The following is a 24105-nucleotide window of genomic DNA, read 5'->3' as shown; positions in this document are numbered from 1 at the left end:
GCCACCCCGCAGATGTCCTCACTGTCAGAAGCTGCCCGCACACGCCCTCAAACCTAAACTGCCAAAGTAGTGCTAGGGGGAGAATTCGGAAGGTTTGCGAATTCTGGTGTCGGCCCTTTGCCGACCCCAATCGCGCCAGTGGGTCGGCCGGATGTCGAGACGGGCACCACTGGCAGCATTCTTCCAGCCTTCCTTCACCCTTCTGCAGGCAAACACGAGCGCGTGCTCACCGTCTTCGTCGATGACGGCCAGTTCGAGATCGCGACCAAACGGAGCGCTTGGGATTGGTTTCCACATCGCATCAAAATCTTCGCAAACGGTGTGGTGCGCCTTGATCTGCATCATTTTCTGAAATCGCCGGCCGGGCCGATGCGATCGTCTGCGTCGAACTGAAGCCGACCACGGTTCCGACGGCAGACGCCATACAGGTCGCAATTGCATGGGCGCCGCGCGCAGTGCAATTGATCGCGATCGCAGCACCGATACCTGATCCGACGTCCATGGCGATGGGTCTCTTTTACCTGAACTACCTCATGACCTCGCTCCGGCCATGGTCAGCCATCTTAAGCCGGCTGCCGAACCACAATTTGATCAGCGTCAAACGCCTCGCGTTCGCGGCATCTGCGTCACACGCCGTTTGATGTGACCAAGGACCGCGCGGAGGGGCATAGGTTCGGCAGGACAGGGAGAAACGCTATGCGGTATATCGAGGTCGATGAAGCCCTACGGGCGAGCAGCCTGAGCGATGGTTGCTTACCGGCGGCGCCTCGATCAATGCCGGAGAACGCATAGCCGACGTTCGCGTTGAAGACGCACTGCAGGCGTTCAGGCTCGATCGCCGGCAGCATTTTGGGCTTGCATCACGGACCCTGCAGCGTGCTGATATAGGTGATGATTGCCTCGATCTGATCGGGGCTGGCAATCCACTCAGGCATGTCCGGATGCCCCGTAGAAATGCCCTCAGCGAGGGCCTCCTCTAGGTCAGAGATCGGATAGCGCTTTGACAGCGTGCGAAATGGCGGAGCGTCGGGATGGCTGCTTTTGTCCGTTTTTCCGACGCCGTGGCAGCGGGCGCAGTTGACCTCAACCAACGCCTTTCCATGCTCAGTCACGCTGTCGGCCAAGGCTGACTGCACACATGCGAGGAGCACCAGTCCGATTGCGGAAGCCTTGAGACGACCATGTCGGCAAACGGCGTTCATGTTGTCTGACGACCTCCGCATTGCGGTCTACGCGACTGTCTTCGCTGCGCCATCTTCGATCGCGATCCTGGCGCCCTTGCGCACATGTCTGGCCGTTTCGGAAGCGAACTTGGAGGTCAGTGTGGCGACCTTGCCCCCTTCGGTCATATACTGCGACGTCGCATTCTGCAGGAAAGCCGCGACGATGTCGAAGGCGTCGTTGAACTGCGAACCACTGATCAAGTCATCGGCCAGCTTCAGGTCCTGTTCACAGCGGTGCTTCAGAAACCCCAGCGTTTCAACATTGTAGCGCATCATGGCCTTGAAGGCATGCACCTGAAGCGACGCGATGGCGAGGAAGAATTTCTGGCCATTTTCCGTGGTCGGCAACAATGGCATGTCCAAAGACGACAGTACGGACGTAGTTTGCATTATCGATTGCTCCGTTCCGACGACGTACAAACGATGGTCGCCAACTGTCAAATTGACACCATTCCTGTCCATGTCCTTGATCGAGATCAACCGTTTGACTCTGCCGGAAATGCAGAGCCATCAGCCGATCGGAAGTCTTGGACGCGCGCCGCTCTGACCCGGGCGAACTGCTGCTTCAGATTGGCCGGGAGACCGCTGCGGATCTGATTGTCGTCGGTGGTTATGGCTACAGTCGCGTCCGTGAAATGACCGTTCCCGGCGTGACGCGTTTCCGTGCTGCGCAGCGGATCGATGCATCGGTTCATACCGCTCTAAGGAGTGACTTCCCGAGCCGTGGTTTTGATCTGAATCAAGGCCGTCTTCTCGCGCAACCGCTTACGTTCAAGCCTCGCCGAGTTGGGTGTGGCCGATACCCCGCAGCACAGGGCCCGCGAGTAAACGCGGGCATCAGCGATAAGGTCACGCTGGCGCCAGAACTTGGTGAGTGGCCGTCGTACCGTCCCCACGACAATGGAAGAATTCCAGCAGCGGGGGCGGTGCGGCGGCACCTGAATCGCTCAAGCCAAAGGAAATTCGGACATGAATTACCAGCGTTTCTTCGAGGAGGCGATCGACCAGCTGCATGCAGAGCGTCGCTACCGCGTCTTCGCCGACCTCGAGCGCATCGCGGGCAAATTTCCGCGCGCCATCTGGCGTGCCAATGGCCGCGCCGAGGAAATCACCGTCTGGTGTTCCAACGACTATCTCGGCATGGGCCAGCATCCCGATGTCATCGCCGCGTTCCAGAACGCGGCAGGCAAGATGGGTTCTGGCGCCGGCGGCACCCGCAACATCTCGGGCACGTCCAACCCGCTGGTCGAGCTCGAGCATGAGCTTGCCGACCTGCACGGCAAGGAAGCCGCCCTGGTCTTCACCTCCGGCTTCGTCTCCAACGAAGCCTCGATCTCGACCATCGCGCGGCTCTTGCCCAACTGCCTGATCATCTCGGACGAGCTGAACCATGCCTCGATGATCGAAGGTGTCAGGCGCTCGGGCGCCGAGAAGAAGATCTTCCGCCACAACGACGTCGCGCATCTGGAAAGCCTGTTGCAGACGGCCGGACGCGAACGCGCCAAGCTGATCGTCTTCGAGAGCGTCTATTCGATGGATGGCGACATCGCGCCGATCAAGGAGATCGTCGAACTCGCCGAGCGCTACAACGCCATGACCTATATCGACGAGGTCCATGCGGTGGGCATGTACGGGCCGCGCGGCGGTGGCATCACCGAGCGCGAAGGCCTGGCCGACCGTATCGACATCATCGAAGGCACGCTGGCCAAGGCCTTCGGCACGCTGGGCGGCTACATCACCGGCACCAGCGCCGTCATCGACGCGGTGCGCTCCTATGCGCCGGGCTTCATCTTCACCACCGCGTTGCCGCCGGCGATCGCCGCCGCGGCCACAACGTCGATCCGGCATCTCAAGCGCTCGCAGGCCGAGCGCGACGCCCAGCAGCAGCAGGCGAGCCGAACCAAACAGATCCTCTCCGCCGCCGGCCTGCCGGTGATGGAGTCCGCCACCCATATCGTGCCGGTGCTGGTTGGCGATCCGGAACTGTGCAAGATGGCCAGCGACCGCCTGCTCGGCGTGCACGGTATCTATATCCAGCCGATCAACTACCCGACGGTGCCGCGTGGCACCGAACGGCTGCGCATCACGCCGACGCCGTTCCATTCGGACGCGTTGATCGCCGAATTGCAGGATGCGCTGGTCGAAACCTGGGACGCGCTGGGCATTCCCTACGGTTCGGCGGGACGGCCGGCCGTCGCGAAAAGCGACCGCATCATTCCACTGCTGGTGCAGAAATCCGGCGGCTGAAACCCGCCGCCTGTCCAAAACGGTCTTCGTCCCCCTTGCCAGTCGGTGCGCGGCCTATTCGAGCTGGTCGAGGCGGCGGTGGAAAAACAATCGGGGCGATGCACTTTTGAACGATTTGATCCTGCTCAATGCGCAAGGTCTTTCGATGCCTGAGAATGGAGTTCAAATCTTCGAGGAGCATCGCCATGGGTCATATTTCCCACACATCCTTTGCTGACTTCACGCACGCTGGCCAGCAGGCGCAACAATGGGTCAAGGAGCTCGCCAAGGACCTCTGCTGGAGCGAGTCGAGCGCCTGTCGTCTGCTGAGGTCTGTTCTGCACACGGTGCGGGATTGGCTGTCGCCGGCGGAAATGGCCGACCTCTCGGCGCAACTGCCTGTTTTGGTCCGTGGCCTCTACTTCGAAGGCTGGAACCCTTCGGCGTCAACGCATGAGCGCACCAAGCGCGACTTCATTGTCAGCGTCAGAAACAGTTTCGGCTACGATGACGAGATCGATTTCGATGTCGCGATCAGTGCCGTGTTCAAGCTTCTCGACCGTCACCTTTCGCATGGTGAGATCGTGCAAGTCAGAAACTCGATGAAGAAGTCGCTGCGAAAACTGTGGCCGGTGGATTGACCGATGTTCCGTGACCGGGAAGATGCTGGAGTGAAGCTTGGCCTGGAACTGAGCAGGCTTCAACTGCGTCGGCCCATCGTACTGGCATTGCCGCGTGGCGGCGTGCCCGTCGCAGTGGAAGTGGCCAAAGCCCTCAACGCTCCTCTCGACTTGCTGATCGTCCGCAAGGTGGGCGCCCCCGGCAATCCCGAGCTGGCCGTCGCCGCTATCGTCGATGGCGATCCTGGGGAGGTCGTGCTGAACCGTGGAATTGTCGAGACCTATGGCCTCGACGACGACGCCTTGCGTGTCTTGATTACAAATGAGCGTCCGGAACTCGAACGCCGGCGCGTTGCCTATCGAGGTAAGATTAGACCGATGTCGATAGCGGGAAAGACGGCGATCATCGTCGATGACGGGGCCGCGACCGGTACGACCATGAAAATCGCGATCCGCGCCCTCAAGCGCCGGTCACCGAGGGAGATCGTCGTGGCTGTTCCTGTTTCGCCGCCCGAAACGGTCGCCGCGCTGGAACAGGAAGCGGACCATGTGGTCTGCCTTAGCCAGCCAGGACAGTTCGGGGCCTTGGGCCACCACTATCTGCGGTTCCCGCAGCTCTCCGACAACGACGTTGTCTCCGCTATGGACGAGGCTGCCAAACCGTACAAAACTGGCCAGCGGCACGTTTCCGGGCTGGTTCAAAAGCCGTGAAGAACAGGAGATCGCACTAATGCAGATCCGCACGCTTTCTGCTTTGGAATGTACCAGATTGCTGACGGCCAATCGCGTGGGTCGCCTGGCATGCGCAAAGGATGGGCAGCCCTACGTCGTGCCCTTCTACTACGCCCATTCGGATGCTCATCTTTACGCGTTTTCCATGCCGGGCAAAAAGATCGAATGGATGCGGGCCAATCCGCTGGTGTCCGTTCAGGTCGATGAACATGGCCAGGGGCGAGGATGGAAAAGTGTCATTGCCGACGGCCGATACGAAGAACTGCCTGACCGGATCGGCCACAAGCTTCAGCGGGATCATGCCTGGTCCGTGTTGAGCAAGCACGCCGACTGGTGGGAACCTGGCGCGCTCAAGCCCGTCGTTCCTCCCACAGCCGACAGTGCACCGCACGTTTTCTTTCGGATCCTGATCGAACAGCTATCCGGACGGGAAGCGAGCGAGTAGTCGCACCATCAAGTCTTGCGAGAAATGAAAAAGGGCCGGTGCAATCTGCACCAGCCCTTTTTCCTACCGTTGAATTGCTATCGCGCCATCAAGACCGGCAGCGATTGACCCTCGAGCATCGACTTGGTGACCCCGCCGAAGATCCGCTCGCGCAATCGGGAATGACCATATGCGCCCATGACCATCAACTCGGCCGCAACGTCGCCGGCATGCTGGCGAAGCACGTCGGCAACCGAATGCTTCGCGCTCGGCAGCCGCTCGACCGTAACCTTCACGCCGTGCCGTGCAAGATAGGCCGCGGCATCTGCACCCGGCTCCTCGCCATGATGGAACTCATCTTCAATGGGATCGACGATGACAAGGCGAACATCTTCGGCGCCTTTCAGCATATCGAGAGACTCGCGGACGGCGCGCGACGACTCGAGGCGGGCGTCCCATGCAACGAGGATGCGTTTCGGCTTCAGCGTCGGGGGCGAGCCCTCGGGAACGATCAGAATGGGCTTCCCCGATGAGAACAGAGTGCCCTCGATGACTTTATCCTTCAGCGCATGGCTTGCCAGCAGATCCGGTCCCAGAATGGTCAGATCAGCGTAACGGGCACGCCTTCCGATGACATCGTCCGCCCATCCCGTGTCTGGATAGTCGTCGCTCAGATCAGCCGATATGGCGCTCTGAGAGAGAAAGCCGGCGACGTCAGAAATTCTTTTCTCGAGCCTTTTCAACTCGGCCTGCCGTTCCTCGAGCCAGGCAGGCGAGACGACAGCAGCATACTCGCCGCCCGAGGGCGGTGCTGCCAGTTCGAGGACGAGCACGGAGAGATGGGCGCCGACCTGTTCGCAAAGATTGGCGGCGAGCTTCAGATCGCCCTCGCCCTGGTTCGGTCCGGTAACCGTAAGCAGTGTCTTGAACGCCATGATGGCAACTCCTCCTCACTTCGGGTGAAGGTTCACTCGGTGTCGAAGCCATAGCCGATGCGGCCACCGCGTTCATTGCGCTGAATCAAACACTTTGTGCGCGGCGTTTGATCCGCATCAACGTCACGGCACATCAGAGCTGTAGGTTCAACTGATCAATCGGGACAACGCCAATGAAACTTCTGGTCGCGGCGGTTCTCGCAGGCATGACCTTCCATACGGCCAGTGCTCAGGACCTCGGCGGCGGCAAGGCCGAATACATGAACTCGTGCGCCGTCTGCCATGGCCCGGACGGCAAGGGCGATGGACCGTTGGGCGACGAACTGTTGAAGCGGCCGAGCGACCTGACGCGCATCTCCAGGCGCAATGGTGGCGAATTCCCTTATTGGCGTGTCTATGCCGTGATCGACGGCCGCGCGATGGTGCCGGCGCATGGCGAGCGCGACATGCCAGTATGGGGCAGCCAGTTCCTGCCTGCCGACGTGAAGAGATACGGCCCGAACGCAGGCGAAATCGTCACCAGGGAACGCATTCATGAATTGGCAGGTTATGTCCAGACATTGCAGCAATGAGCGCGGATCGAGGAAACGAATTTCGCAGGATACAATGGGAAGGCCGGCCATGATCGTCGACGACCAGCAAGCCGCAGCCGAGTTCCTTTTTGATCCGGCCTCCTATGGCGCCACGGGGCCGGTCGAGGCCATCGAGACCCACATTTCACGCATCTTCCTCGTTGGCCAATGCGCCTACAAGATGAAGCGGGCGGTCAAGCTGCCCTACGTCGATTTCTCGACGCCAGCCCTCAGGCTGGCCGCTTGCGAGAAAGAGGTGGAACTCAACTCGAAGACCGCACCCGGCCTTTACCTGGGGGTGCGTCACATCACACGCGAAGCCGACGGCAAATTGGCTTTTGATGGCGCGGGGCAGGTGGTCGACGCAGCGATCGAGATGGTCCGCTTTGATCAGTCCAAGCTTCTCGATCGTATGGCCACGGCGGGAGAATTGACGCCGGCACTGATGACCGCGGTTGCGCGCATGATCGTCGGATACCACCGTGCCGCGCCGACGGTTCATGATGGCAGCGGCTCGTTCAACCTGGCGGGTGTGCTTGATATCAACGAGGCCAGCTTCGCCACCAGTCATGTCTTCAAAAAAGCAGAGATCGAGACCTTTGCCGGGGCCTTCTGCTCAGAACTCGCCCGCCATTCCGAATTGCTCAACCGCCGCGAAGCCGCGGGCAAGATCCGGCGGTGTCATGGCGACCTGCATCTTCGCAACATCTGCCTTTTCGACGGCGAGCCCCGCCTCTTCGATTGCATCGAATTCAACGACCAGATCGCCAGCATCGATGTCCTGTACGACCTTGCCTTTCTGTTGATGGACCTGTGGCACCGCGGCTTTCCGCAGCTCGCCAATCTTGTGATGAACCGCTATCTCGACGAAGCCGACGACGAGGACGGGTTCATCCTGCTGCCTTTTTTCATGGCGGTGCGGGCTGCAGTGCGCGCGCACATTACTGCCACCCAGGTCGAGGAAGGCAGTGCCGATACTGACAAACTGACTGCCGAAGCCAGATCCTATTTCGACCTTGCGCAAGCATTGCTCCAGGAAAAGCCTCCGCGGCTCGTTGCCATCGGTGGCCTCAGTGGCTCCGGCAAGACGACTATTGCCGAGGCGCTCGCCGCCCATATCGGTGCGCCGCCCGGCGCGCGCATTGTCGAAAGCGACCGTATCCGCAAGGCCATGCACGGAGTGCCGGCCGAGACTAGGCTGCCGGACAAAGCCTATCGGCCGGAAGTCTCCGATCGCGTCTACCGCGAAATGGCATGGCGGGCGGGCTTGATCCTTTCGCAGGGCGGTTCGGTGGTGGCCGATGCCGTTTTCGACAGACCAGCCGATCATGAGCGGATCGAGAAAGCGGCGCGCAGCCGGGCTATCGACTTCCACGGATTTTGGCTGGAAGCGGACCCGCTCGTCCTTTGGCAGCGGGTCGACGAGCGCAAGGGGGGGCCTTCCGACGCCACGATAGATATCCTCTCGCGGCAATTGCTGCGAAATACCGTCCAGTCTGGCTGGCGAAGAATCAACGTCGATCGAAAGCTCGCTGACATCGTCTTGGAATTGAGAAGGCACTCCGAGAGCGATGCGTCCGAAACCCTGCGCACAGCCTCCTGATTGCTGCAGCAGGGGCGATTGGCATCAACAGAGTTCGAGAGTTGCCTCGACAAGACCGGGTTCCTTCGGATGGCGCCTTATCGAGAAGCCGAACTCGCGGCACATGGCCAGCATCTTCGTATTCTCGCCGAGTATTGTCCCTTCGATCCGTTCGATGCCATCGGCTTTCGCATAATAGACGAGCTGCCTGAGCAATTCCCAGCCCAGACCATGACCCTGTATATCCGTACGCACCAGCAAGGCGTATTCGGCGACGGCGTGGTCCGGATCGCAAGATATCCGGCTGATACCCGCCAGCGCACCGGAGCTCGTCTCCAGCGCGACGAAAGCCATGTCACGATCGTAGTCGAGCTGGGTGAGCCGCTTCAACATCTGGTCGGAGAAGCTTTTGCGTGGCGACAGAAAACGCAGGCGCAGATCATCAGGCGAAATCCTGGCAAGGAATTCGGGATAGAGCGCGATGTCGACCGGCTTGATCGGCCGGATATGGTAACACGTGCCGTCGGCCGAAAACTCTTTTCCCCAACCCGACGGATAAGGCCTGATGGTAAGCGCCGGATTCGGACCCGGCTCGTCCACCTGTTCCGGGTCGATCTCGATGCGAGCGTCGACTGCGATCACGCCGGCGGTATCGGCGAGCAACGGGTTGATATCCATCGAGACGAGGCACGGAAAGTCGACGATCATCTGCGACAGGCCGTTGAGCGCTGCGATGATCGCCTGCCGATCGGCCGGCTTGCGGTCGCGGAATCCGGCCAGCAGGCGGCCAATCCGCGTTTGCCCGATCAGGTCACGGGAAAGAATGTCATCGAGCGGCGGCAACGCGATCGCCGTATCATCCATTACCTCGACGGCGACGCCGCCGGCTCCAAACAGAATGGCCGGGCCGAAGATCGGATCCCGGCTCATGCCGAGGATGAGTTCCTGCGCCTGTTTTCGCACCACCATAGGCTGAACGGCATAGCCTTCAATATCGGCTTGTGGTGCGTGCTTGCGCACGCGCGCCTCGATTGTGCGTGCCGCCGCCCCTGCGGCTGCGGCATCGACAATGTTGAGCATAACCCCGCCAATATCCGACTTGTGCGAGACCGCCTTGGATAGGAGTTTGACCACGACCTGTTCCGACACCTTGAGGAGTCGGCCGGCCGCCGCCTCCGCTTCGGCAGGAGATCTGGCGATGATCGTCTCGGGCACCGGGATGCCGTAGGCCGAAATCGCCGCCTTGGCTTCGGTTTCGGTCAGCATTCGCCGACCTTCCTTGGCAACCTGCCGGAATACGGCAAGCACCGCTTCTCGGCCGCTCGTGGCGGCCTCGCCCTGGCTCGACGGCGTGCGCAGCAAGGCCCGCTGGGCCCGCGACCATTCGCTGAGATTGGAGACGGCCATCGCGGCATCCGCTGGCGTCTCGAAGCTGGCAATACCGGCATCCCGAAGAACACGTCGCCCTTCGCGCGCCGTGTATCCGCCAAGCCAGCAGGTCAGGACAGGTTTGCCGCCAATCTTGCCGTCTTGCACGAGCGCCGCCACCGCGCTTGCCGCAGCGAGCGGCGAGCCGAGCCCAGTCGGGCAGTTCATGACCAGGACGACGTCGGTCCCGGCATCGGCCGCGACGGCCTCGATCGCGCCTCGATAGCGCTCTGGCGGGGCGTCACCGATAATGTCGACAGGATTGGCGTGGGACCATGTGCTCGGCAGGACGGCATCCAGGCAGGCGATCGTTCCTGGCGACAGTTCGGCCAATTCCCCGTTGCCTTCTATGAGTTGATCGACAGCAAGCACGCCGGCGCCGCCGCCATTGGTAACGATGCCGACGCGGGCTCGTTCCAGCGGGACGAAACGAGCGGTCGTTTCAACCGCATCGAACAACTCCGTGAGGCCCTTGACGCGCAGTATGCCAGCGCGCAGCAAGGCCGCATCGACGACGCGATCGGCGCCCGATAGCGCGCCGGTATGAGTCGCGGCCGCTTTGGCCGATTGCTCGTGCCGGCCCGATTTTATTGCGATCACCGGCTTGATCCTCGCCGCCGCACGCGCGGCCGAGATGAACTTGCGCGGATTGGGAATCGTTTCGAGATACATCACGATGGCGCGTGTGCGAGCATCTCCCGCCAGCATGTCGAGACAATCTCCTACGTCGACATCCGCCATGTCGCCCAGGGAGACGATCTGCGAGAAACCGACATTGTTGTCCGCCGCCCAGTCGATCAGCGATGTGGCGATGGCGCCGGATTGCGACAGCAGCGCGATGTTGCCGGGCCTGGCGGCCATATGCGCAAATCCGGCGTTAAGTTTGACCGGCGGGATCATCAGCCCGACTGTATTCGGTCCGATGATGCGAAAGAGCGTGGGCTTGGCCGCATCGAGCATCGCCTGGCGCAGGCCGTTTTCGCGCGTAAGGCCGGCGGTGATGACGACCGCCGCCCGCGTGCCCTTTTCAGCAAGGTCGCGCACGATGCCCGGAATTGTATCAGGCGGCGTGACGATGACACCAAGGTCTGGGATACCCGGAAGATCGGCCGCGTTGTGATAGCATTGCCGACCCTCCACTTGCAGGTATTTCGGGTTGACCGGCCAGATCTCGCCCTCGAATCCGCCGCTGACGACGTTGTCGAAGACAACCCGGCCAACGGAACCGTCACGCGCCGACGCGCCGAAGACAGCAACCGACTTCGGCGCGAACGCATGTTCGAGATTTCGGATCGTCACCCTTATTTCTCCTGTTCGTGGCGATCATCGCTGGTCAATCCTGCCCGTTCGTTGCGTTGGATCAAAGCGTTCTCCAGTTCTTGCGGTTAGCTGTTGCCCGAGTTCGACGCGCCCGTCAGCGCTGACGAAGTTTGGCGAGCATCGACCAAATCGGAAGACATCGCATGAACGAGTCCACCCTTCGCCGCGCATTGCTGGCTATCGCCATCCTGGGCCTCGCCATTGGCTTCGGCGTTCGGCAAACCAGGGTCGGCCCGCTCGAGGCCGACACGATCTGGACGATCGCGACCTTGCCTGTGGTCGGGGCTCTCGCCATCTCCATTCTGCGTGATTTCTGGATCGGCCGCTTCGGCGTGGACGCAATCGCGCTCGTGTCGATGTCGGCTGCGCTGCTGCTCGGCCAGCCGCTGGCGGCGGTGGTGGTCGCGATCATGTATGCCGGCGGCACAGTGCTCGAGGACTTTGCCCGCGGCCGCGCCGAGCGGAGTCTCAAAGCACTTACCGATCGCTCGCCGCGTGTCGCGCATCGCAAGTCGGCAAATGGAACAGAAATGATCCCGATTGAAGAGGTCGCTATCGGTGACACTCTCCTGGTGCGCGCCGGCGAGCTGCTACCCGTGGACGGCATCTTGCTCGACCCGTCGGCATCGCTGGACGAGTCGGCGGTGACCGGAGAGCCGCTGCCGGAGCGGCGAAACACGGGCGACATGCTACGCAGCGGAACCATCAATGCGGGCGAAACCTTCAGCATGCGGGCCTCCGCACGCGCGGACCAGAGCACCTATGCCGCGATCGTGCGCATGGTCGCGGCAGCGCAGACCGTCAAAGCGCCCTTTATTCGCATGGCCGACCGCTTTGCTCTCTTCCTGCTGCCAGCCACTTTGCTGGTTTCCGGTGCCGCCTGGTACATCTCCGGCGATCCAATCCGGGCGCTCGCCGTGCTGGTCGTCGCGACGCCTTGCCCGCTCATCCTCGCGGCGCCCGTTGCCTTCATCGGCGGCGTATCGCGCGCCGCGCGCGCCGGCATCCTGATGAAAGGCTCGGCGGCTCTGGAGGCCCTCGCCCAAGTTAGGACGGCGATCTTCGACAAGACGGGGACCTTGACCATCGGTGGCGCCGAACTCATCGAGATTGAAGCTGAACCCGGCCGCGATGCCGACCATCTGCTGCAACTGTTGGCGTCCCTGGAGCAGGCCTCGCACCATGTTCTCGCCGACTCGATCATCCGGGCAGCGCGCGGCAGACATCTGATGCTTTCGCATCCGCATGATGTGCGAGAGCATCGCGGTGCGGGAATGAACGGCCGGGTCGAGAACATGGCTATCGCGGCGGGATCCCGGGCTCTCGTGCTGGCCAACAAGCCATTGCCGTGTTGGGCGAAGAGCGGTGAAGAAAGATACCGGGACGAACCGGTGCTCAGGGTTTTTGTAGCACTCGGCGGACGGCTTGCCGGTATATTCACGTTCGGTGACGCCCTGCGTGTCGATGCGCGGAGTGCACTCGGCAAGCTGCGCTCCGCCGGCATTGCACGCATGATCATGCTCACAGGCGACGATGTCGTGGCGGCGAAGCGCATTTCTGCTTTGCTCGACCTCGACGCCATTGTGGCCGACGCGACCCCTGCCGACAAAATCGCGACTGTCGAAGCCGAGAAGGCCCTGGCGCCGACGATGATGGCCGGCGACGGTATCAACGATGCCCCTGCCCTGGCGGCCGCAACGGTCGGTGTAGCCATGGGAGCACGTGGCGCGACCGCCTCCTCCGAGGCAGCCGACGTCATCGTTCTGACCGACCGGCTGCAGCCGGTAGCCGATGCGGTGCGCATTGCAAGGCGAACGCGGGCGATCGCCTTGCAAAGCATCATTGCAGGGCTGGCGCTGTCGGGACTGGCCATGGCGGCCGCGGCCATGGGGCAGATCACGCCCGTTGCCGGTGCGCTGATTCAGGAGGGTATTGACGTTGCGGTTATCCTGAACGCGTTACGCGCCCTTGGCGACGGACAGCCGTGGCGCGCATAGTGGGTCGAGAACAAGTTCGGTGAATGGCCATGGCACAGCAAAATCTGGTGGTTTGCAGCAAATGCGGCGGGGTCAACCGTCTGCCGCCGGCCCGCAACGCCATGGAGGCGAAATGCGGAAAGTGCAGGAACAGGCTGTTTTCGGGTCACCCGGAAGACGTCGACACCCGCGTTTTCGATTGTCAGATCGCGCGCAGCAGCCTGCCGGTTGTCGTCGACGTCTGGGCGCCCTGGTGCGGACCTTGCAAGATGATGGCTCCGGCATATGAGTCCGCGGCCAACGAGCTTGAGCCGCATGTTCGCCTGATCAAACTCAACTCCGACAACGAGCAGGCTGTCGCGGCCAGACTCGGCATTCGCGGCATCCCGACCATGATCCTGTTCCATGGCGGGCGCGAACTTTCGCGCACATCCGGTGCAATGACGGCGGGCCAGATCGTCAGGTGGGTTCGCGACCGCCTGCCGACTGTCGCCGCCTGAAAATCGCCGCGTAGATGGGATCCGCTCATTGCCCAGCTTGGGCTCGCCTTGGCAATAGGTCTGCTCGTCGGTCGGGAGCGTGGCTGGCAGGAACGGGACGCACCTGACCGCAGCCGCACGGCCGGCATTCCGACATTCGGCATATCCGGGCTGCTTTGCGGCGTGCTCGCCGCGCTCGCCGCAAATGCGCTTGGCCGTCTGCTACTTGCTGTCTCCGCCGGCCCGGCCAGGTTCTGGCCGCCACTGGCGCTCGCCACCCTGATCGCGATGGCCTTGGCCAGCGGCGCAATGGTGTGGATGAGCCCCTGAAGAAACGCAGGTTTCGAGGCTTCCTTGATGCGGATCAAGAGCCACATCCTGTTGCCGCGATATAGAATTCCCTGAAAGGAGTTCGCCATGACCACTTCAAAGGAGCTCTCGTCGAAATTCCGCCACATACGGTTGTTGCTTGCCCGCGACAAAGGTCATCCGGAAGGTGACCGTCAGGAAGGCTATGATCTACTGGCCCCATTGACCGGCGAAGGTCGGATCGACGTGCAGGAGTGGAGATCGCACAGGGGCTCTTGCCGTGTTCGCCGGTTTCGTACCGGCGAGGAAGATCTCATCGGCCGGCTGAGGCGCAAGCCAGGCGGCCAGTGGTTTTTCGACTACGCCGATGGCGATCGCGACGACGAGATCGGTTTCCATCTCGGCGACGAACTGTTCGTGACCGGCGAATATATGTCGGTCGAGCGCAACGGTGCCATGCATACCTATCAGGTTGCCCGTGTAGAACGGCCGTGATGGCTCAGCCCAGGCCGATAACGCGATTTCGCTTTTGGATCGCGTCGGAAAGCTGAGGGGTCGGCGGCGCGAACCAATCGAAAACCCGCCGCAGCTTTGGCGCGGCGGGCCCTTCATCGACCACGGCCTATTTGACCAGGATTGTCGCCCACATTCCGTTCATGAAGTGGCCGGGAATATTGCAAAAGACTGCGTAGTTGCCGGCTTTGAGGTCGAGCGTCAGCGATCCGGTCTTGCCCGGATCAAGCTCCGAGACCTCGCCGAGATGGCCTGCCGCATCCTCGTTGACCCGATTTTCATTCGGCGCATATGGCAACGCGGCTTTCTTGGCATCCGCGACCGGGACGACGATCATCTCGTGGACCGTGTCCTTGGAGGTGTTGCTCACCTGGAAGGTGACTTTGCCTGCCGGCACGACGGTCTGGTCCAGCTTGACCCTCATGGTTGCCATGCTCATGTTCGCCGGCATGCCCATTCCCATCTTGGCGTCGGTGTTCACGACGCCGTCCTTGTCCCATAGCTTGACGTTAACGGTCGCGTTGGCGAAGGCGGGCGCCGACGCCGTCAAAAGGACCAAGACCAGCCCAGACTTGAAAAGCTGCATGTTCAAATAGCTCCTGATCGCATGCGGCGACCCCGCAGGCGATTGTTTTTGGGGAATCATTCCTCGGTCGCAAAGCCCGGCTAGAACAGCCAAGCTGACAATGGGCTTACAATGGTGACAGGCGACCAGGGATGAGGCGCACCATCAGTATCGCCACATTTCCGATCCCGCAGCTTGCCACCATTCCTGAAAACCGGCGATCCCGGCAACCGTCGGAACCGGGACAACCACCGCTGCAGCGCGAACCGCTGTCCGCTTTATGGATCGACGGTGAACTCAGCCCACATGCCGGCCCCGTAGTGGCCTGGCACGTTGCAGATGAGCAGGTATTTTCCAGCCTTCAGGTCGACTGTCAACGCACCTGATTTGCCGGGGCCAAGCTCCGAAACCTCGCCCTTGTCGCCGGCCCTGTCTTCGTCGACGCTGTTTTCGGCTTCAACGTAGGGAAGCGGCTTGCTGGGATCGGCAAGGTACATCACGATCATCTCGTGAACGGTGTCCTTGGAGTCATTTTTCACATTGAACGTAACCTCCCCGGCCTTCACAGCTCCAGGCAAAGCCTTGATGCCCATGGTCGCCCTGGCCGGATCAAGGCCTGGCATTGCATAGGCAAGGCCCATCGGCATTTCCATGCTTGCGCCCTTGTCCCACAGCGAGACTTGAACAAGCGCGGCGGCCTGGACGGCGCCGGCAGCACCGGCCATGAACATTGCGGCAGCGAGCCCGAGCCCTGCACTCCTCGATATCGTTTTCATGACAATCCTCCTTCAGGACGACGGCAAAAGCGCTCTCAGTCCGGACCGGCATGCTGCTCGCGCTGTGAGACGCCGGCCTTGCGCCAGATCAATCCACCCCGCGCGAGCCCGATCTTCAGCGTCGATGTCGCTGCCCGTGCAACCGTCAGCTGTTTGTCAGCTTGAATTGGCTATGTCGCACCATGACGGTCACATCGCCGTCCAACAAAGCCGATCCGAATCCCACCCACGGGCGCAACATCCGCGCCTTCAGAATGGAGCCATCATGTACCGTACACTCACCTTGGCCGCCCTGGCGGGCTTAATTGCCGCGCCAGCCCTCGCCGCCGGCGGCAGCTGCAGCACCGCTCCGAAATCGCAGTTCAAGCCCAAGGCAACGCTCGAGGCCCAGTTGACCGGCGAAGGCCTCACGGTCCGCCAGATCAAGGTCGAGAAGGGCTGTTACGAAGTCTACGCGGTCGACAAGGCCGGCAAGAAAGTGAACTGGGCTTACAATGCCGAGACCCTTGAAAAGCTCGACAATGCCGAAGCCGGCGAAAATTGATCTGAGTACTTCAGCGATCACGGACGCGCAGCCATCGCCGGAGATGGTGCGCGTCTGGGACCGGGTCGTGCGGGGCTTCCACTGGGCGCTGGCGCTCAGCTTCATCACCGCCTGGCTCACCTCCCATTCTTCGGAGGTCCTTCACCATTTGGCGGGTTACGCTGCCGCCGCGCTGGTCGCAATGCGGCTCCTATGGGGTGTCCTGGGCACGCACTACGCGCGGTTCACTCAATTCGTGCGCGATCCGGCGACGGTGCTGCGCTATCTCGCGGCAATACTGAGCGGCCGCGAAGCCCGCTACATCGGCCACAATCCGGCCGGCGGTGTGATGGTGATCGTGCTGATGGCGGCTATGGGCTCAACCGCGCTGACCGGCTGGCTGATGACGACGGACGCCTATTTCGGCGTGTCGTGGGTCGAATTGGCGCATAGCCTGGCTGCACACGGCCTGCTGCTGCTTGTCTTGCTGCACATTGGCGGCGTCGCGTTGGCAAGCTTACGGCACCGTGAAAACCTGGTCCGGGCCATGATCACCGGGCGAAAACGCAAGGCCGAACCGGCCGACATCGCCTGACGATCTGTCAGTGCACCAAGCGCGATCCTCGCCGACTGCGGAGACGTGCGTGGGTCGGGCTTTGTTCGACATCGACCCCTTCGCCCGCGATGCGACGTGGGCGAAGGAACCCCGCATATGCATGGGCGCCGGCGTGCCATGCTCGCTTCCCTTTGACGTTCCGACGCTTTAAGCGATTGTAAGGTGGTCTTCGACCATGCGCACCCCGGGCACGGCCCAGGCCGCGCGCTCTGTCGTGCGACGTTCGGCCCAGCTGTTGACCTTGCCTTTCAGTGTAACCTTGCCGTCGGACACGTTGACTTCTATCGCTTTCGACTCGACTTCCGCACTGCGCTTCAAGGCGTCTTCGATGCACTTTTTCACATTGGACGCCGTGGCCTGTGGCAGCACCTCGATGCTGTTATGCACGCCGAGAACGCCAGCCAGATATCGGATCGCGGCGAACGCCGCGGATCTCTGATACTGCCACTCCACCTTGCCGGTGAGTGTCACCCAGCCATTCTGGACCCTGACCTGTACCGCTCCGTCGGGGACGACGGTATTCCAGCTGATAGAGTGCAGGGCGCGCTTGGCGATCTCGTCGTCGGCCGTCAGGTTGCCGCCGACAGGCCGCACTTCGATCTCCTGCGCGATACCCTTTACACCTTTGACGCGGCGTACCGCCTCTTCCGTGGTTGCCTTCTGCGCATAGGTCGACACATGGCCGGTCAGGGTGACCACGCCGTTGTCGACGGCGACGCCGATATTGGCCGCGTCGATACTCGGCTGAAACTCCAGCTCATCGATGATGTCCTGCCTCAGAATATTGTTGTTCATGATTGCACCTCTGCATGGGAGCGGGCCGCGCTCGGTTTATTGAACGGCCTGAATATGCAGAGGCGATTTCGTCTTGACGTTGATGAGGATCAAACGATCTCTGGTCGAGCGAGATGAGTGACCCCTCAACTCACACCTTTGGAAATCAAGTTTCAATTTGACCGGCATCAAAGCTGGAAGCCTCGTCTTCCTATTCATTGCCTCCCATCAGAGCCTTCAATTCGGGAGCGCATCATGACTACGGCTGATATCGATATTGCTGTTATGAAAGTCGAGACCGCGGCGCCAGCGAGACTTCGACTGGGTTCCTTGACTGCACTCGTGATCGGTTCAATGGTCGGCTCCGGCGTGTTCAGCCTGCCGCAGAACATGGCGGCTGGTGCGGGTCCCCTCGCCATCCTGATCGGCTGGGCCATCACCGCCGTCGGCATGCTGGCACTGGTCTTCGTCTATCAGTCGCTAGCGACCCGCAAGCCCGAACTCGACGCCGGCCCGTACGCTTACGCCAAGGCCGGCTTCGGTCCTTTCATCGGCTTCAACAGCGCCTGGGGCTACTGGATCAGCGCCTGGGTCGGCAACGTCTCCTACGCGGTGATCGTGTTCAGCGCGCTGTCCTATTTCTTTCCGGCGTTCGGCGATGGCAATACCTGGCAGGCGGTGCTTGGTGCATCGGTTTTGCTGTGGCTGATCCACCTCCTGATCCTTGCCGGCATCCGGCAGGCGGCGGTCGTGAACCTCATCGTCACGGCGGCAAAGATCGCTCCGATCGTTCTGTTCGTTGGGGTTGTTGCCGTTGCCTTCAAGCTTCAGGTCTGGTCTCTCGACTTCACCGGTCTCGGCAACGCCAGCCTCGGCTCGATCACCGCACAGGTGAAAAGCACGATGCTGGTGACGCTGTGGGTCTTCATCGGCATCGAGGGCGCCAGCGTATTCTCCGGCCGTGCCGAGCGCCGCAAGGACATCGCCACGGCGACGATTCTCGGCTTCTTCACCTGCCTCGCGCTCTACGCCCTGGTGTCGCTGCTGTCGCTCGGCATCCTGAACCAGCCGGAACTTGCCGCGCTGAAAAACCCGAGCATGGCCGGCGTTCTGGAGGCGGTTGTCGGGCCCTGGGGTGCAATCCTCATCAACATCGCGCTTGTCGTGTCGGTGGTCGGCGCCTTCCTCAGTTGGACGCTGCTGGCGGCCGAAATTCCGCATGTCGCCGCCAAGGATGGGACGATGCCGAAATTCTTCGGCCAGGAAAGCGAACGCGGCGTGCCGTCGACCTCGCTTCTGATCACCAACCTGCTGGTCCAGGCTTTCCTGGTGATCACGCTCTTCGCCCAGAGCACCTATCAGGCCCTGTTCTACATCGCGTCGGCGGCCATTCTTGTGCCTTACATCTTCTCCGGCGCCTACGCGGCCAAGCTGGCATTGACTGGAGAGAGCTATACGACTGGCGAGCAGCGAACAGGTCCTCTCTTCGCTGGACTACTAGCAACGGTCTACGGGCTCTGGCTCGTCTACGCGGCCGGACCTGCCTACCTGTTCATGTGCGCGATCCTCTATGCGCCCGGCATCATCTTCTACATCTGGGCGCGCCGCGAAACCAGTCAGCGTCTATTCCGTCCTGCCGAAGCGGCACTCGCCGTAGCCCTCGTCGCAGTCGCCATTCTCGCTGTCTACGAAATGTGGACCGGCGCCATCAGCCCGCTTTGAAGAGAGCGCTCGATGACGAAGCTGGGTGTCCACTCCGAAGTCGGCCGTCTGCGCGAGGTGATGGTCCATCGACCCGATCTCAGCCTGCGCAGGCTGACACCGGAAAACTGCAAGGCGCTGCTTTTCGACGACGTGCTGTGGGTCAAGCGGGCCCGCCAGGAGCACGATGTCTTCGTCGATGCCTTGCGTGAACGCGGTGTGCTGGTGCATTCCTTCGGAGAACTCCTGGCAGAGACGATGAGCCTGGCCAAGGCCCGCGATTGGCTCCTCGACCGCAGGATTCACGCCGGTGTCGTCGGCCTCGACATGGTCGGCGAAATGCGGGGTTGGCTCGATGAGATGCCATCGGATCACCTCGCGACCGTGCTTGTCGGCGGCATCGCTCGTGCCGAGCTACCCTTCGAGCCCGCGGGACTGACCGGCAGGACGTTCGCCCCTCAGGAGTTCGTGCTGCCACCGTTGCCGAACCAGCTTTTCACGCGCGACAGTTCCTGCTGGATCCATGGCTCGGTCTCGGTCAATCCCATGTACTGGGCCGCGCGCCGCCCGGAAGCCGCCAATGTCGAAGCGGTGTATCGGTTTCATCCTCGCTTTCGAGACAATAGCATTCCCTTCGTGTCGCCTGACCTGGGAACCTGTAATAGCCTGGAGGGTGGGGATGTCATGCCGATCGGTGGTGGAACGGTGCTCGTCGGCATGGGAGAACGCACGACGCCGCAAGCGGTGGGCGACCTTGCACGAAAATTGTTCGCGTGCGGCGAAGCGACCCGTGTGATTGCAGCCCTGATGCCGAGAGATCGCGGTTTCATGCATCTCGACACCGTTTTCACTTTCTGTGATCGCGACCTGGTCACCATGTATCCGCCCGTTGTCGAACGCCTGCGTTCCTTTTCGCTGCGACCCGGTGACGGAGACGCGGCAGTCGAGGTAACGGAGGAAAGAGAGCCATTCACGTCTGTTGTCGCCGACGGGCTCGGATTGAAGTCGCTGCGGATCATCGCCACGGGAGGCGACCGCTATGAAGCAGAGCGGGAACAATGGGACGACGGCAATAACGTCGTCGCGATCGAGCCGGGCGTGGTCATCGGTTACGACCGAAACGTCTACACCAACACCCTTCTGCGCAGGGCTGGAATAGAAGTAATTACCGTGGAGGGCGCCGAACTCAGCCGTGGGCGCGGCGGCGGGCACTGCATGACCTGTCCCCTGGCGCGCGACCCAATCTGAAAGGAACTTCACAATGTCGATCAACCTGCACGGCCGGTCCGTCCTCACGCTGGACGATCTGACAGGTGACGAGATTCGATTTCTGTTGAGGCTTGCAGCGGATCTCAAGGCCGCCAAGCACGCTGGACACGAAGTGCCGCGCCTTTCCCGAAAAAATATCGCACTGATCTTCGAAAAGGATTCGACGCGCACGCGCACAGGGTTCGAGGTGGCGGCTTACGATCAGGGCGCTCATGTCACGTATTTCGGTCCGAGCGGAAGCCATATCGGCCATAAGGAATCCATGAAGGATACCGCACGTGTGCTTGGCCGGATGTATGACGCCATCGAGTATCGCGGTTTTGCCCAGCAACAGGCGGAAGTGCTGGCCACCTATGCCGGGGTGCCGGTCTACAATGGCCTGACGGACGAAGCGCATCCGACGCAGATTCTTGCCGATTTCATGACCATGCGCGAGTTCACCCATAAGCACCTCTCGGACATGACTGTCGCTTTCGTCGGCGAGGGGCGCGACAACGTCGCGATGTCACTAGCGCTGGGCGCGGCCAAAGTCGGTATCGACATGCGCATTGCTTCGCCCAACGAACTCTGGCCCGACGAGGCGTTCAGCGCTCACATCAGGGACCTGGCGCAAAACAGCCGGGGGCGCTTCAGATTGGGCGAAGACGTAAAGGACTGCGTCCAGGATGCCGACTTCGTCTACACCGATGTCTGGATGTCGATGGGCGAGGACAAATCCGGTTGGGCCGAGCGCATTCGCCTTTTGACACCTTACCGGGTGACGAGCGACGTAATGGCGGCCACCGGCAATCCGCACGCGAAATTCATGCATTGCCTGCCGGCTTTCCACGATACCGATACCGAGATCGGTGCATTCATTGCGCGCGAATACGGCATCGACTGCATGGAGGTCAGCGACGAGGTATTCGAATCGGACGCGTCGATCGTGTTCGATCAGGCGGAAAATCGCATGCATACGATCAAGGCCCTGCTAGTCGCGACGATTGGCAACTGAAATGCTTATCGTGGCCGCGCTTGGCGGGAACGCGTTGCTGCGGCGCGGCGAGCCGATGACCGCCGACAACCAGCGCGCCAACATCAAGCGTGCCGCATCCGTGCTGGCGGCGCTGATCGGCGAAGGGCACTCGATCGTAATCACGCATGGCAATGGCCCACAGGTGGGCTTGCTCGCGCTGCAAGCAGCGGCAGCCCATCCTGACGGCGGAGCCTTTCCGCTCGACGTACTTGGCGCCGAAAGCGCGGGGATGATCGGCTACGTCATTGAACAGGAGCTCGGCAATCTCCTCAAGGAGCGGCTGTTCGCCACCCTGCTGACGCAAGTGCGGGTGGATCCTCGCGACCCGGCTTTCGCTCGACCAACCAAGCCGATAGGCCCGGTGTACGAGAAGGCGACGGCGCTTCGGCTTGCCGCGGAACGCGGATGGCCGATCGCGCCCGATGGCGACAAATGGCGCCGCGTCGTACCTTCGCCGAGGCCGCTTGAGATTCTGGAAGCCTCCGTGATTTCGTTCCTTGTCGAGCGCGGCGTCATCGTCATCTGCACGGGCGGCGGTGGAGTTCCGGTGATAGCCATGGATGACGGCAGCCTCTGCGGAGTGGAAGCCGTCATTGACAAAGATCTGGCGAGTTCCCTTCTTGCCCGCCAATTGAAGGCCGACATGCTTCTGCTGCTGACCGACGTCGATGCCGTTTATGCCGACTATGGCATCGCCACAGCCCGTGCCCTCCGCCGGCTAGCCACGACGGAGATATCCGGACGAGATTTTGCCGCCGGCTCGATGGGGCCGAAGGTCAACGCCGCGATCGAATTCGTTGACGCGACCGGCAAGCCAGCCGCGATCGGCCAACTCGATGACGCCGTGCAAATTGTTAAAGGCGAGCGCGGTACGTGGTTCGAAGGCGGCGCCGCGGCCTGCCCGCTGCTTCTTGCAAAATGCTGAACTGCTGTGACGCAGGGAGACTGAGAGCATATCAACATTCCTCGCAGCAAGCCCGGTCCTGGCCAATCGCTCCGACTCGGATTTGAGTACGTCCCTACAGCATGTCGCGGCGAATAGGATTCGCCCGACCTGCTGTAAGCTTCTGATTTTATGCATGTCGTTATCCCGGATCCGAGGACACTTCCGGGCGACATGCATTACATTAGCTTCGGCAATCTCAGTTCGGCAGTCGCTATGAAAGCGAGCGCCGGCATGACGCTCTACCCTCGGCCCAACGGTTGCTTTCGATGGGCGACAGCACTCAACCGGCGCCAAGGCGACATTGGTCACAGATCTGATGGGGGGATCACGCCAGCGGCAACTAGAAAGGTGCGGACTGCTAAGCGAACCTGCTGCAGCCGTCCGACCAAGAGATGTCCGCCGGTGTCGTAGACGACCAGCCGTGCATCGGGGATCCTATCGGCGGTCAATTCGGCAGCGGGCAGCGTATTGAACAGATCGTCGCGCGCGGAGATGATTATCGTGGGTGCAGTGATTTTTTCCAACGGCAACTCATGCAGCTCGGGCGCGCTGTCGATGTTGATACCGGCGAAGCGCAGCGACAGCGGTTCAACGCTCCTGACGAAGCTCATGACGCGGACCCTCTCCGCTTGCGGCGCAGCCGCCAGTAGTGCCGGTCGAACGCCGACAAACCGAATAAGTGCCGACGGTGCGATATTCTCGGCGGCCCACCAAGCGAAATCGCCTCCTGCACTGACGGCCCAGAATGCAAACTTGCTGCCGCGACCCACGTGGATGGCAACCGGACTGCTGGGTGAATAGAGGGCTGGGACTATCAGAATGAGACCGGCGACCCTGTCCGGATGCCGCAGCGTCAGCTGGACCGCTGAACGGGCGCCGGCCGAAACACCGACAACCACCGCTTTTGGAATCTTCAGTCTAGAAAGCAAGGCCGCGTGGGCGTCGCCCTGCGCGGCTGGAGAGGGGTCCCTGGGAACGGGCGTGCGAAGATAGCCGAAGCGCGACGGCGCGATGACCCGAAAGCCGCCCCCGACAAGATCGGCGGCAAGGGCAAGACCCTGGTCAAAGCCGCCGCCGGCACCGTGGATCGACAGCAGCGGAATGCCCGCACCGCTGTCGGCGTATTCGATCGGGCCGATGTCGAGGTAGGCGATTAGACTGCCTCGGCTGACCGCGTCCCGCTGACGGCCAAGGTCGTTCTTGTAATTCAAGAAAGCCACACCGGCCATAACCGCTATGGTGATGGGCATGACCAGCAGGAATGTGCCGATTCGCCTCATTGCGAGAGCTCCTGCACGCGAAAATTGGCCTGCATCGCCTGGAAGGACGTCGACATATCTAACCCCTCCTTGAGCGATCACGATCCGCCATCGTTGGCCAGACAAGGATGACTACTGCAAGGATCCCAATGGCAGATGCCACCAATTGTGCCGGCTAGATGGCTAATCGTAGGCTACCAGATTTGCGAGAGACTCGTCGCTGGTGAAGGACGGCAGCGAGCGAAGCTCCATCCACCTCACCGTAACGACAATCGCTGCGCGTCTACTTGATCTGACGTGAATCAACGACGTTGCATTCCGG

The 24105-nt window shown here is 61.5% G+C and carries 26 protein-coding genes; 16 read left to right on the top strand and 10 right to left on the bottom strand.

Annotated elements, in window-relative coordinates; translation table 11 throughout:
* Positions 1-72: 72 nt before the first annotated feature.
* From FJW08_RS29840 to FJW08_RS29830, 3 genes are all read right to left on the bottom strand, one after another.
* Entirely contained in the window at positions 73-345 is a 273-nt protein-coding gene (locus FJW08_RS29840) for a hypothetical protein (protein WP_318012955.1), read from the bottom strand.
* A 515-nt stretch (positions 346-860) separates the two neighbouring features.
* Positions 861-1124 carry a cytochrome c gene (locus FJW08_RS29835; protein ID WP_318012954.1) on the bottom strand — a complete coding sequence of 88 codons (264 nt, stop codon included), beginning with the start codon at positions 1122-1124 and terminating at the stop codon, positions 861-863.
* Between the two features lie 105 nt (positions 1125-1229).
* Positions 1230-1703 (bottom strand): phasin family protein, encoded by a 474-nt coding sequence (locus FJW08_RS29830; protein ID WP_246682658.1) that lies wholly within the window; start codon positions 1701-1703, stop codon positions 1230-1232.
* Between the two features lie 489 nt (positions 1704-2192).
* Between FJW08_RS29830 and hemA the strand changes: the two genes are divergently transcribed.
* On the top strand, positions 2193-3470 hold the full coding sequence (gene hemA / locus FJW08_RS29825) for a 5-aminolevulinate synthase (protein ID WP_140813431.1): 1278 nt from the start codon (positions 2193-2195) through the stop codon (positions 3468-3470).
* Here hemA and FJW08_RS29820 read toward each other — a convergent pair.
* Positions 3436-3657 (bottom strand): hypothetical protein, encoded by a 222-nt coding sequence (locus tag FJW08_RS29820; RefSeq protein ID WP_140813430.1) that lies wholly within the window; start codon positions 3655-3657, stop codon positions 3436-3438. The genes hemA and FJW08_RS29820 overlap by 35 nt on opposite strands.
* Between FJW08_RS29820 and FJW08_RS29815 the strand changes: the two genes are divergently transcribed.
* From FJW08_RS29815 to FJW08_RS29805, 3 genes are read left to right on the top strand one after another with little or no spacing between them, the layout of a single operon-like run.
* Entirely contained in the window at positions 3656-4090 is a 435-nt protein-coding gene (locus tag FJW08_RS29815; protein WP_140765859.1) for a DUF2267 domain-containing protein, read from the top strand. The genes FJW08_RS29820 and FJW08_RS29815 overlap by 2 nt on opposite strands.
* 3 nt (positions 4091-4093) lie before the next feature.
* Entirely contained in the window at positions 4094-4780 is a 687-nt protein-coding gene (locus FJW08_RS29810) for a phosphoribosyltransferase (protein ID WP_140813429.1), read from the top strand.
* A gap of 19 nt (positions 4781-4799) precedes the next feature.
* The gene (locus FJW08_RS29805; protein WP_140813428.1) at positions 4800-5246 is read left to right on the top strand and encodes a pyridoxamine 5'-phosphate oxidase family protein; all 447 of its coding nucleotides are present in this window, start codon (positions 4800-4802) and stop codon (positions 5244-5246) included.
* Positions 5247-5323: 77 nt separating this feature from the next.
* On the opposite strand, the gene FJW08_RS29800 is transcribed toward FJW08_RS29805, so the two are convergent.
* Complete coding sequence (locus FJW08_RS29800) at positions 5324-6160, bottom strand: universal stress protein (protein WP_140813427.1); 837 nt, start codon at positions 6158-6160, stop codon at positions 5324-5326.
* A gap of 173 nt (positions 6161-6333) precedes the next feature.
* On the opposite strand from FJW08_RS29800, the gene FJW08_RS29795 reads away from it, so the two are divergent.
* Both FJW08_RS29795 and FJW08_RS29790 read left to right on the top strand, forming a co-directional pair.
* Positions 6334-6732 carry a c-type cytochrome gene (locus FJW08_RS29795; protein ID WP_140765867.1) on the top strand — a complete coding sequence of 133 codons (399 nt, stop codon included), beginning with the start codon at positions 6334-6336 and terminating at the stop codon, positions 6730-6732.
* Between the two features lie 49 nt (positions 6733-6781).
* Positions 6782-8335, top strand: coding sequence for a bifunctional aminoglycoside phosphotransferase/ATP-binding protein (locus tag FJW08_RS29790; RefSeq protein ID WP_140813426.1), 1554 nt, complete (start codon positions 6782-6784; stop codon positions 8333-8335).
* Positions 8336-8359: 24 nt separating this feature from the next.
* On the opposite strand, the gene FJW08_RS29785 is transcribed toward FJW08_RS29790, so the two are convergent.
* Complete coding sequence (locus FJW08_RS29785) at positions 8360-11041, bottom strand: bifunctional acetate--CoA ligase family protein/GNAT family N-acetyltransferase (RefSeq protein ID WP_140813425.1); 2682 nt, start codon at positions 11039-11041, stop codon at positions 8360-8362.
* Between the two features lie 164 nt (positions 11042-11205).
* Between FJW08_RS29785 and FJW08_RS29780 the strand changes: the two genes are divergently transcribed.
* From FJW08_RS29780 to FJW08_RS29765, 4 genes are all read left to right on the top strand, one after another.
* On the top strand, positions 11206-13059 hold the full coding sequence (locus FJW08_RS29780; RefSeq protein ID WP_140813435.1) for a heavy metal translocating P-type ATPase: 1854 nt from the start codon (positions 11206-11208) through the stop codon (positions 13057-13059).
* A 29-nt stretch (positions 13060-13088) separates the two neighbouring features.
* Positions 13089-13538, top strand: coding sequence for a thioredoxin TrxC (trxC, locus tag FJW08_RS29775; RefSeq protein ID WP_140764965.1), 450 nt, complete (start codon positions 13089-13091; stop codon positions 13536-13538).
* A gap of 48 nt (positions 13539-13586) precedes the next feature.
* Positions 13587-13847 carry a hypothetical protein gene (locus FJW08_RS29770; protein ID WP_140813424.1) on the top strand — a complete coding sequence of 87 codons (261 nt, stop codon included), beginning with the start codon at positions 13587-13589 and terminating at the stop codon, positions 13845-13847.
* An 87-nt stretch (positions 13848-13934) separates the two neighbouring features.
* The gene (locus tag FJW08_RS29765) at positions 13935-14321 is read left to right on the top strand and encodes a hypothetical protein (RefSeq protein ID WP_140813423.1); all 387 of its coding nucleotides are present in this window, start codon (positions 13935-13937) and stop codon (positions 14319-14321) included.
* A gap of 127 nt (positions 14322-14448) precedes the next feature.
* Here FJW08_RS29765 and FJW08_RS29760 read toward each other — a convergent pair whose 3' ends face one another.
* Positions 14449-14820, bottom strand: a complete 372-nt coding sequence (locus FJW08_RS29760) for a plastocyanin/azurin family copper-binding protein (protein ID WP_246682657.1) — start codon at positions 14818-14820, stop codon at positions 14449-14451.
* A gap of 362 nt (positions 14821-15182) precedes the next feature.
* Positions 15183-15680, bottom strand: coding sequence for a plastocyanin/azurin family copper-binding protein (locus FJW08_RS29755; protein WP_140764956.1), 498 nt, complete (start codon positions 15678-15680; stop codon positions 15183-15185).
* Between the two features lie 265 nt (positions 15681-15945).
* Here FJW08_RS29755 and FJW08_RS32595 point away from each other — a divergent pair, with 265 nt between their 5' ends.
* Complete coding sequence (locus FJW08_RS32595; RefSeq protein ID WP_181178814.1) at positions 15946-16224, top strand: PepSY domain-containing protein; 279 nt, start codon at positions 15946-15948, stop codon at positions 16222-16224.
* Positions 16202-16798, top strand: a complete 597-nt coding sequence (locus FJW08_RS29745) for a cytochrome b/b6 domain-containing protein (protein ID WP_348642702.1) — start codon at positions 16202-16204, stop codon at positions 16796-16798. Before FJW08_RS32595 ends, FJW08_RS29745 begins: the two co-directional genes overlap by 23 nt.
* Before the next feature lie 168 nt (positions 16799-16966).
* Here the strand turns inward: FJW08_RS29745 and FJW08_RS29740 are convergent, their stop codons facing one another.
* Positions 16967-17614, bottom strand: a complete 648-nt coding sequence (locus tag FJW08_RS29740) for a BON domain-containing protein (protein ID WP_140764950.1) — start codon at positions 17612-17614, stop codon at positions 16967-16969.
* A 234-nt stretch (positions 17615-17848) separates the two neighbouring features.
* Between FJW08_RS29740 and arcD the strand changes: the two genes are divergently transcribed.
* Genes arcD through arcC form a run of 4 tightly spaced genes read left to right on the top strand, consistent with a single transcriptional unit; the run spans position 17849 to position 22503 of the window.
* Positions 17849-19315: an arginine-ornithine antiporter gene (gene arcD, locus FJW08_RS29735; RefSeq protein ID WP_140813422.1), complete on the top strand. Its 1467-nt coding sequence runs from the start codon at positions 17849-17851 to the stop codon at positions 19313-19315.
* Between the two features lie 12 nt (positions 19316-19327).
* Positions 19328-20542: an arginine deiminase gene (locus FJW08_RS29730; protein WP_140813421.1), complete on the top strand. Its 1215-nt coding sequence runs from the start codon at positions 19328-19330 to the stop codon at positions 20540-20542.
* Positions 20543-20555: 13 nt separating this feature from the next.
* On the top strand, positions 20556-21557 hold the full coding sequence (gene argF, locus FJW08_RS29725) for an ornithine carbamoyltransferase (RefSeq protein WP_140813420.1): 1002 nt from the start codon (positions 20556-20558) through the stop codon (positions 21555-21557).
* 1 nt (position 21558) lies between these two features.
* A complete protein-coding gene (gene arcC / locus FJW08_RS29720; protein WP_140813419.1) occupies positions 21559-22503 on the top strand; it encodes a carbamate kinase in 945 nt (314 codons plus the stop codon).
* A gap of 326 nt (positions 22504-22829) precedes the next feature.
* On the opposite strand, the gene FJW08_RS29715 is transcribed toward arcC, so the two are convergent.
* Positions 22830-23804: an alpha/beta hydrolase gene (locus tag FJW08_RS29715; RefSeq protein ID WP_140813418.1), complete on the bottom strand. Its 975-nt coding sequence runs from the start codon at positions 23802-23804 to the stop codon at positions 22830-22832.
* Positions 23805-24105: the final 301 nt, after the last annotated feature.

The organism is Mesorhizobium sp. B3-2-1, assembly GCF_006439515.1.
In the GTDB taxonomy this organism is placed as follows: Bacteria; Pseudomonadota; Alphaproteobacteria; order Rhizobiales; family Rhizobiaceae; genus Mesorhizobium.
Note: the sequence above shows the minus strand (reverse complement) of the source record. Positions and strands in the feature narration are given on the sequence as shown.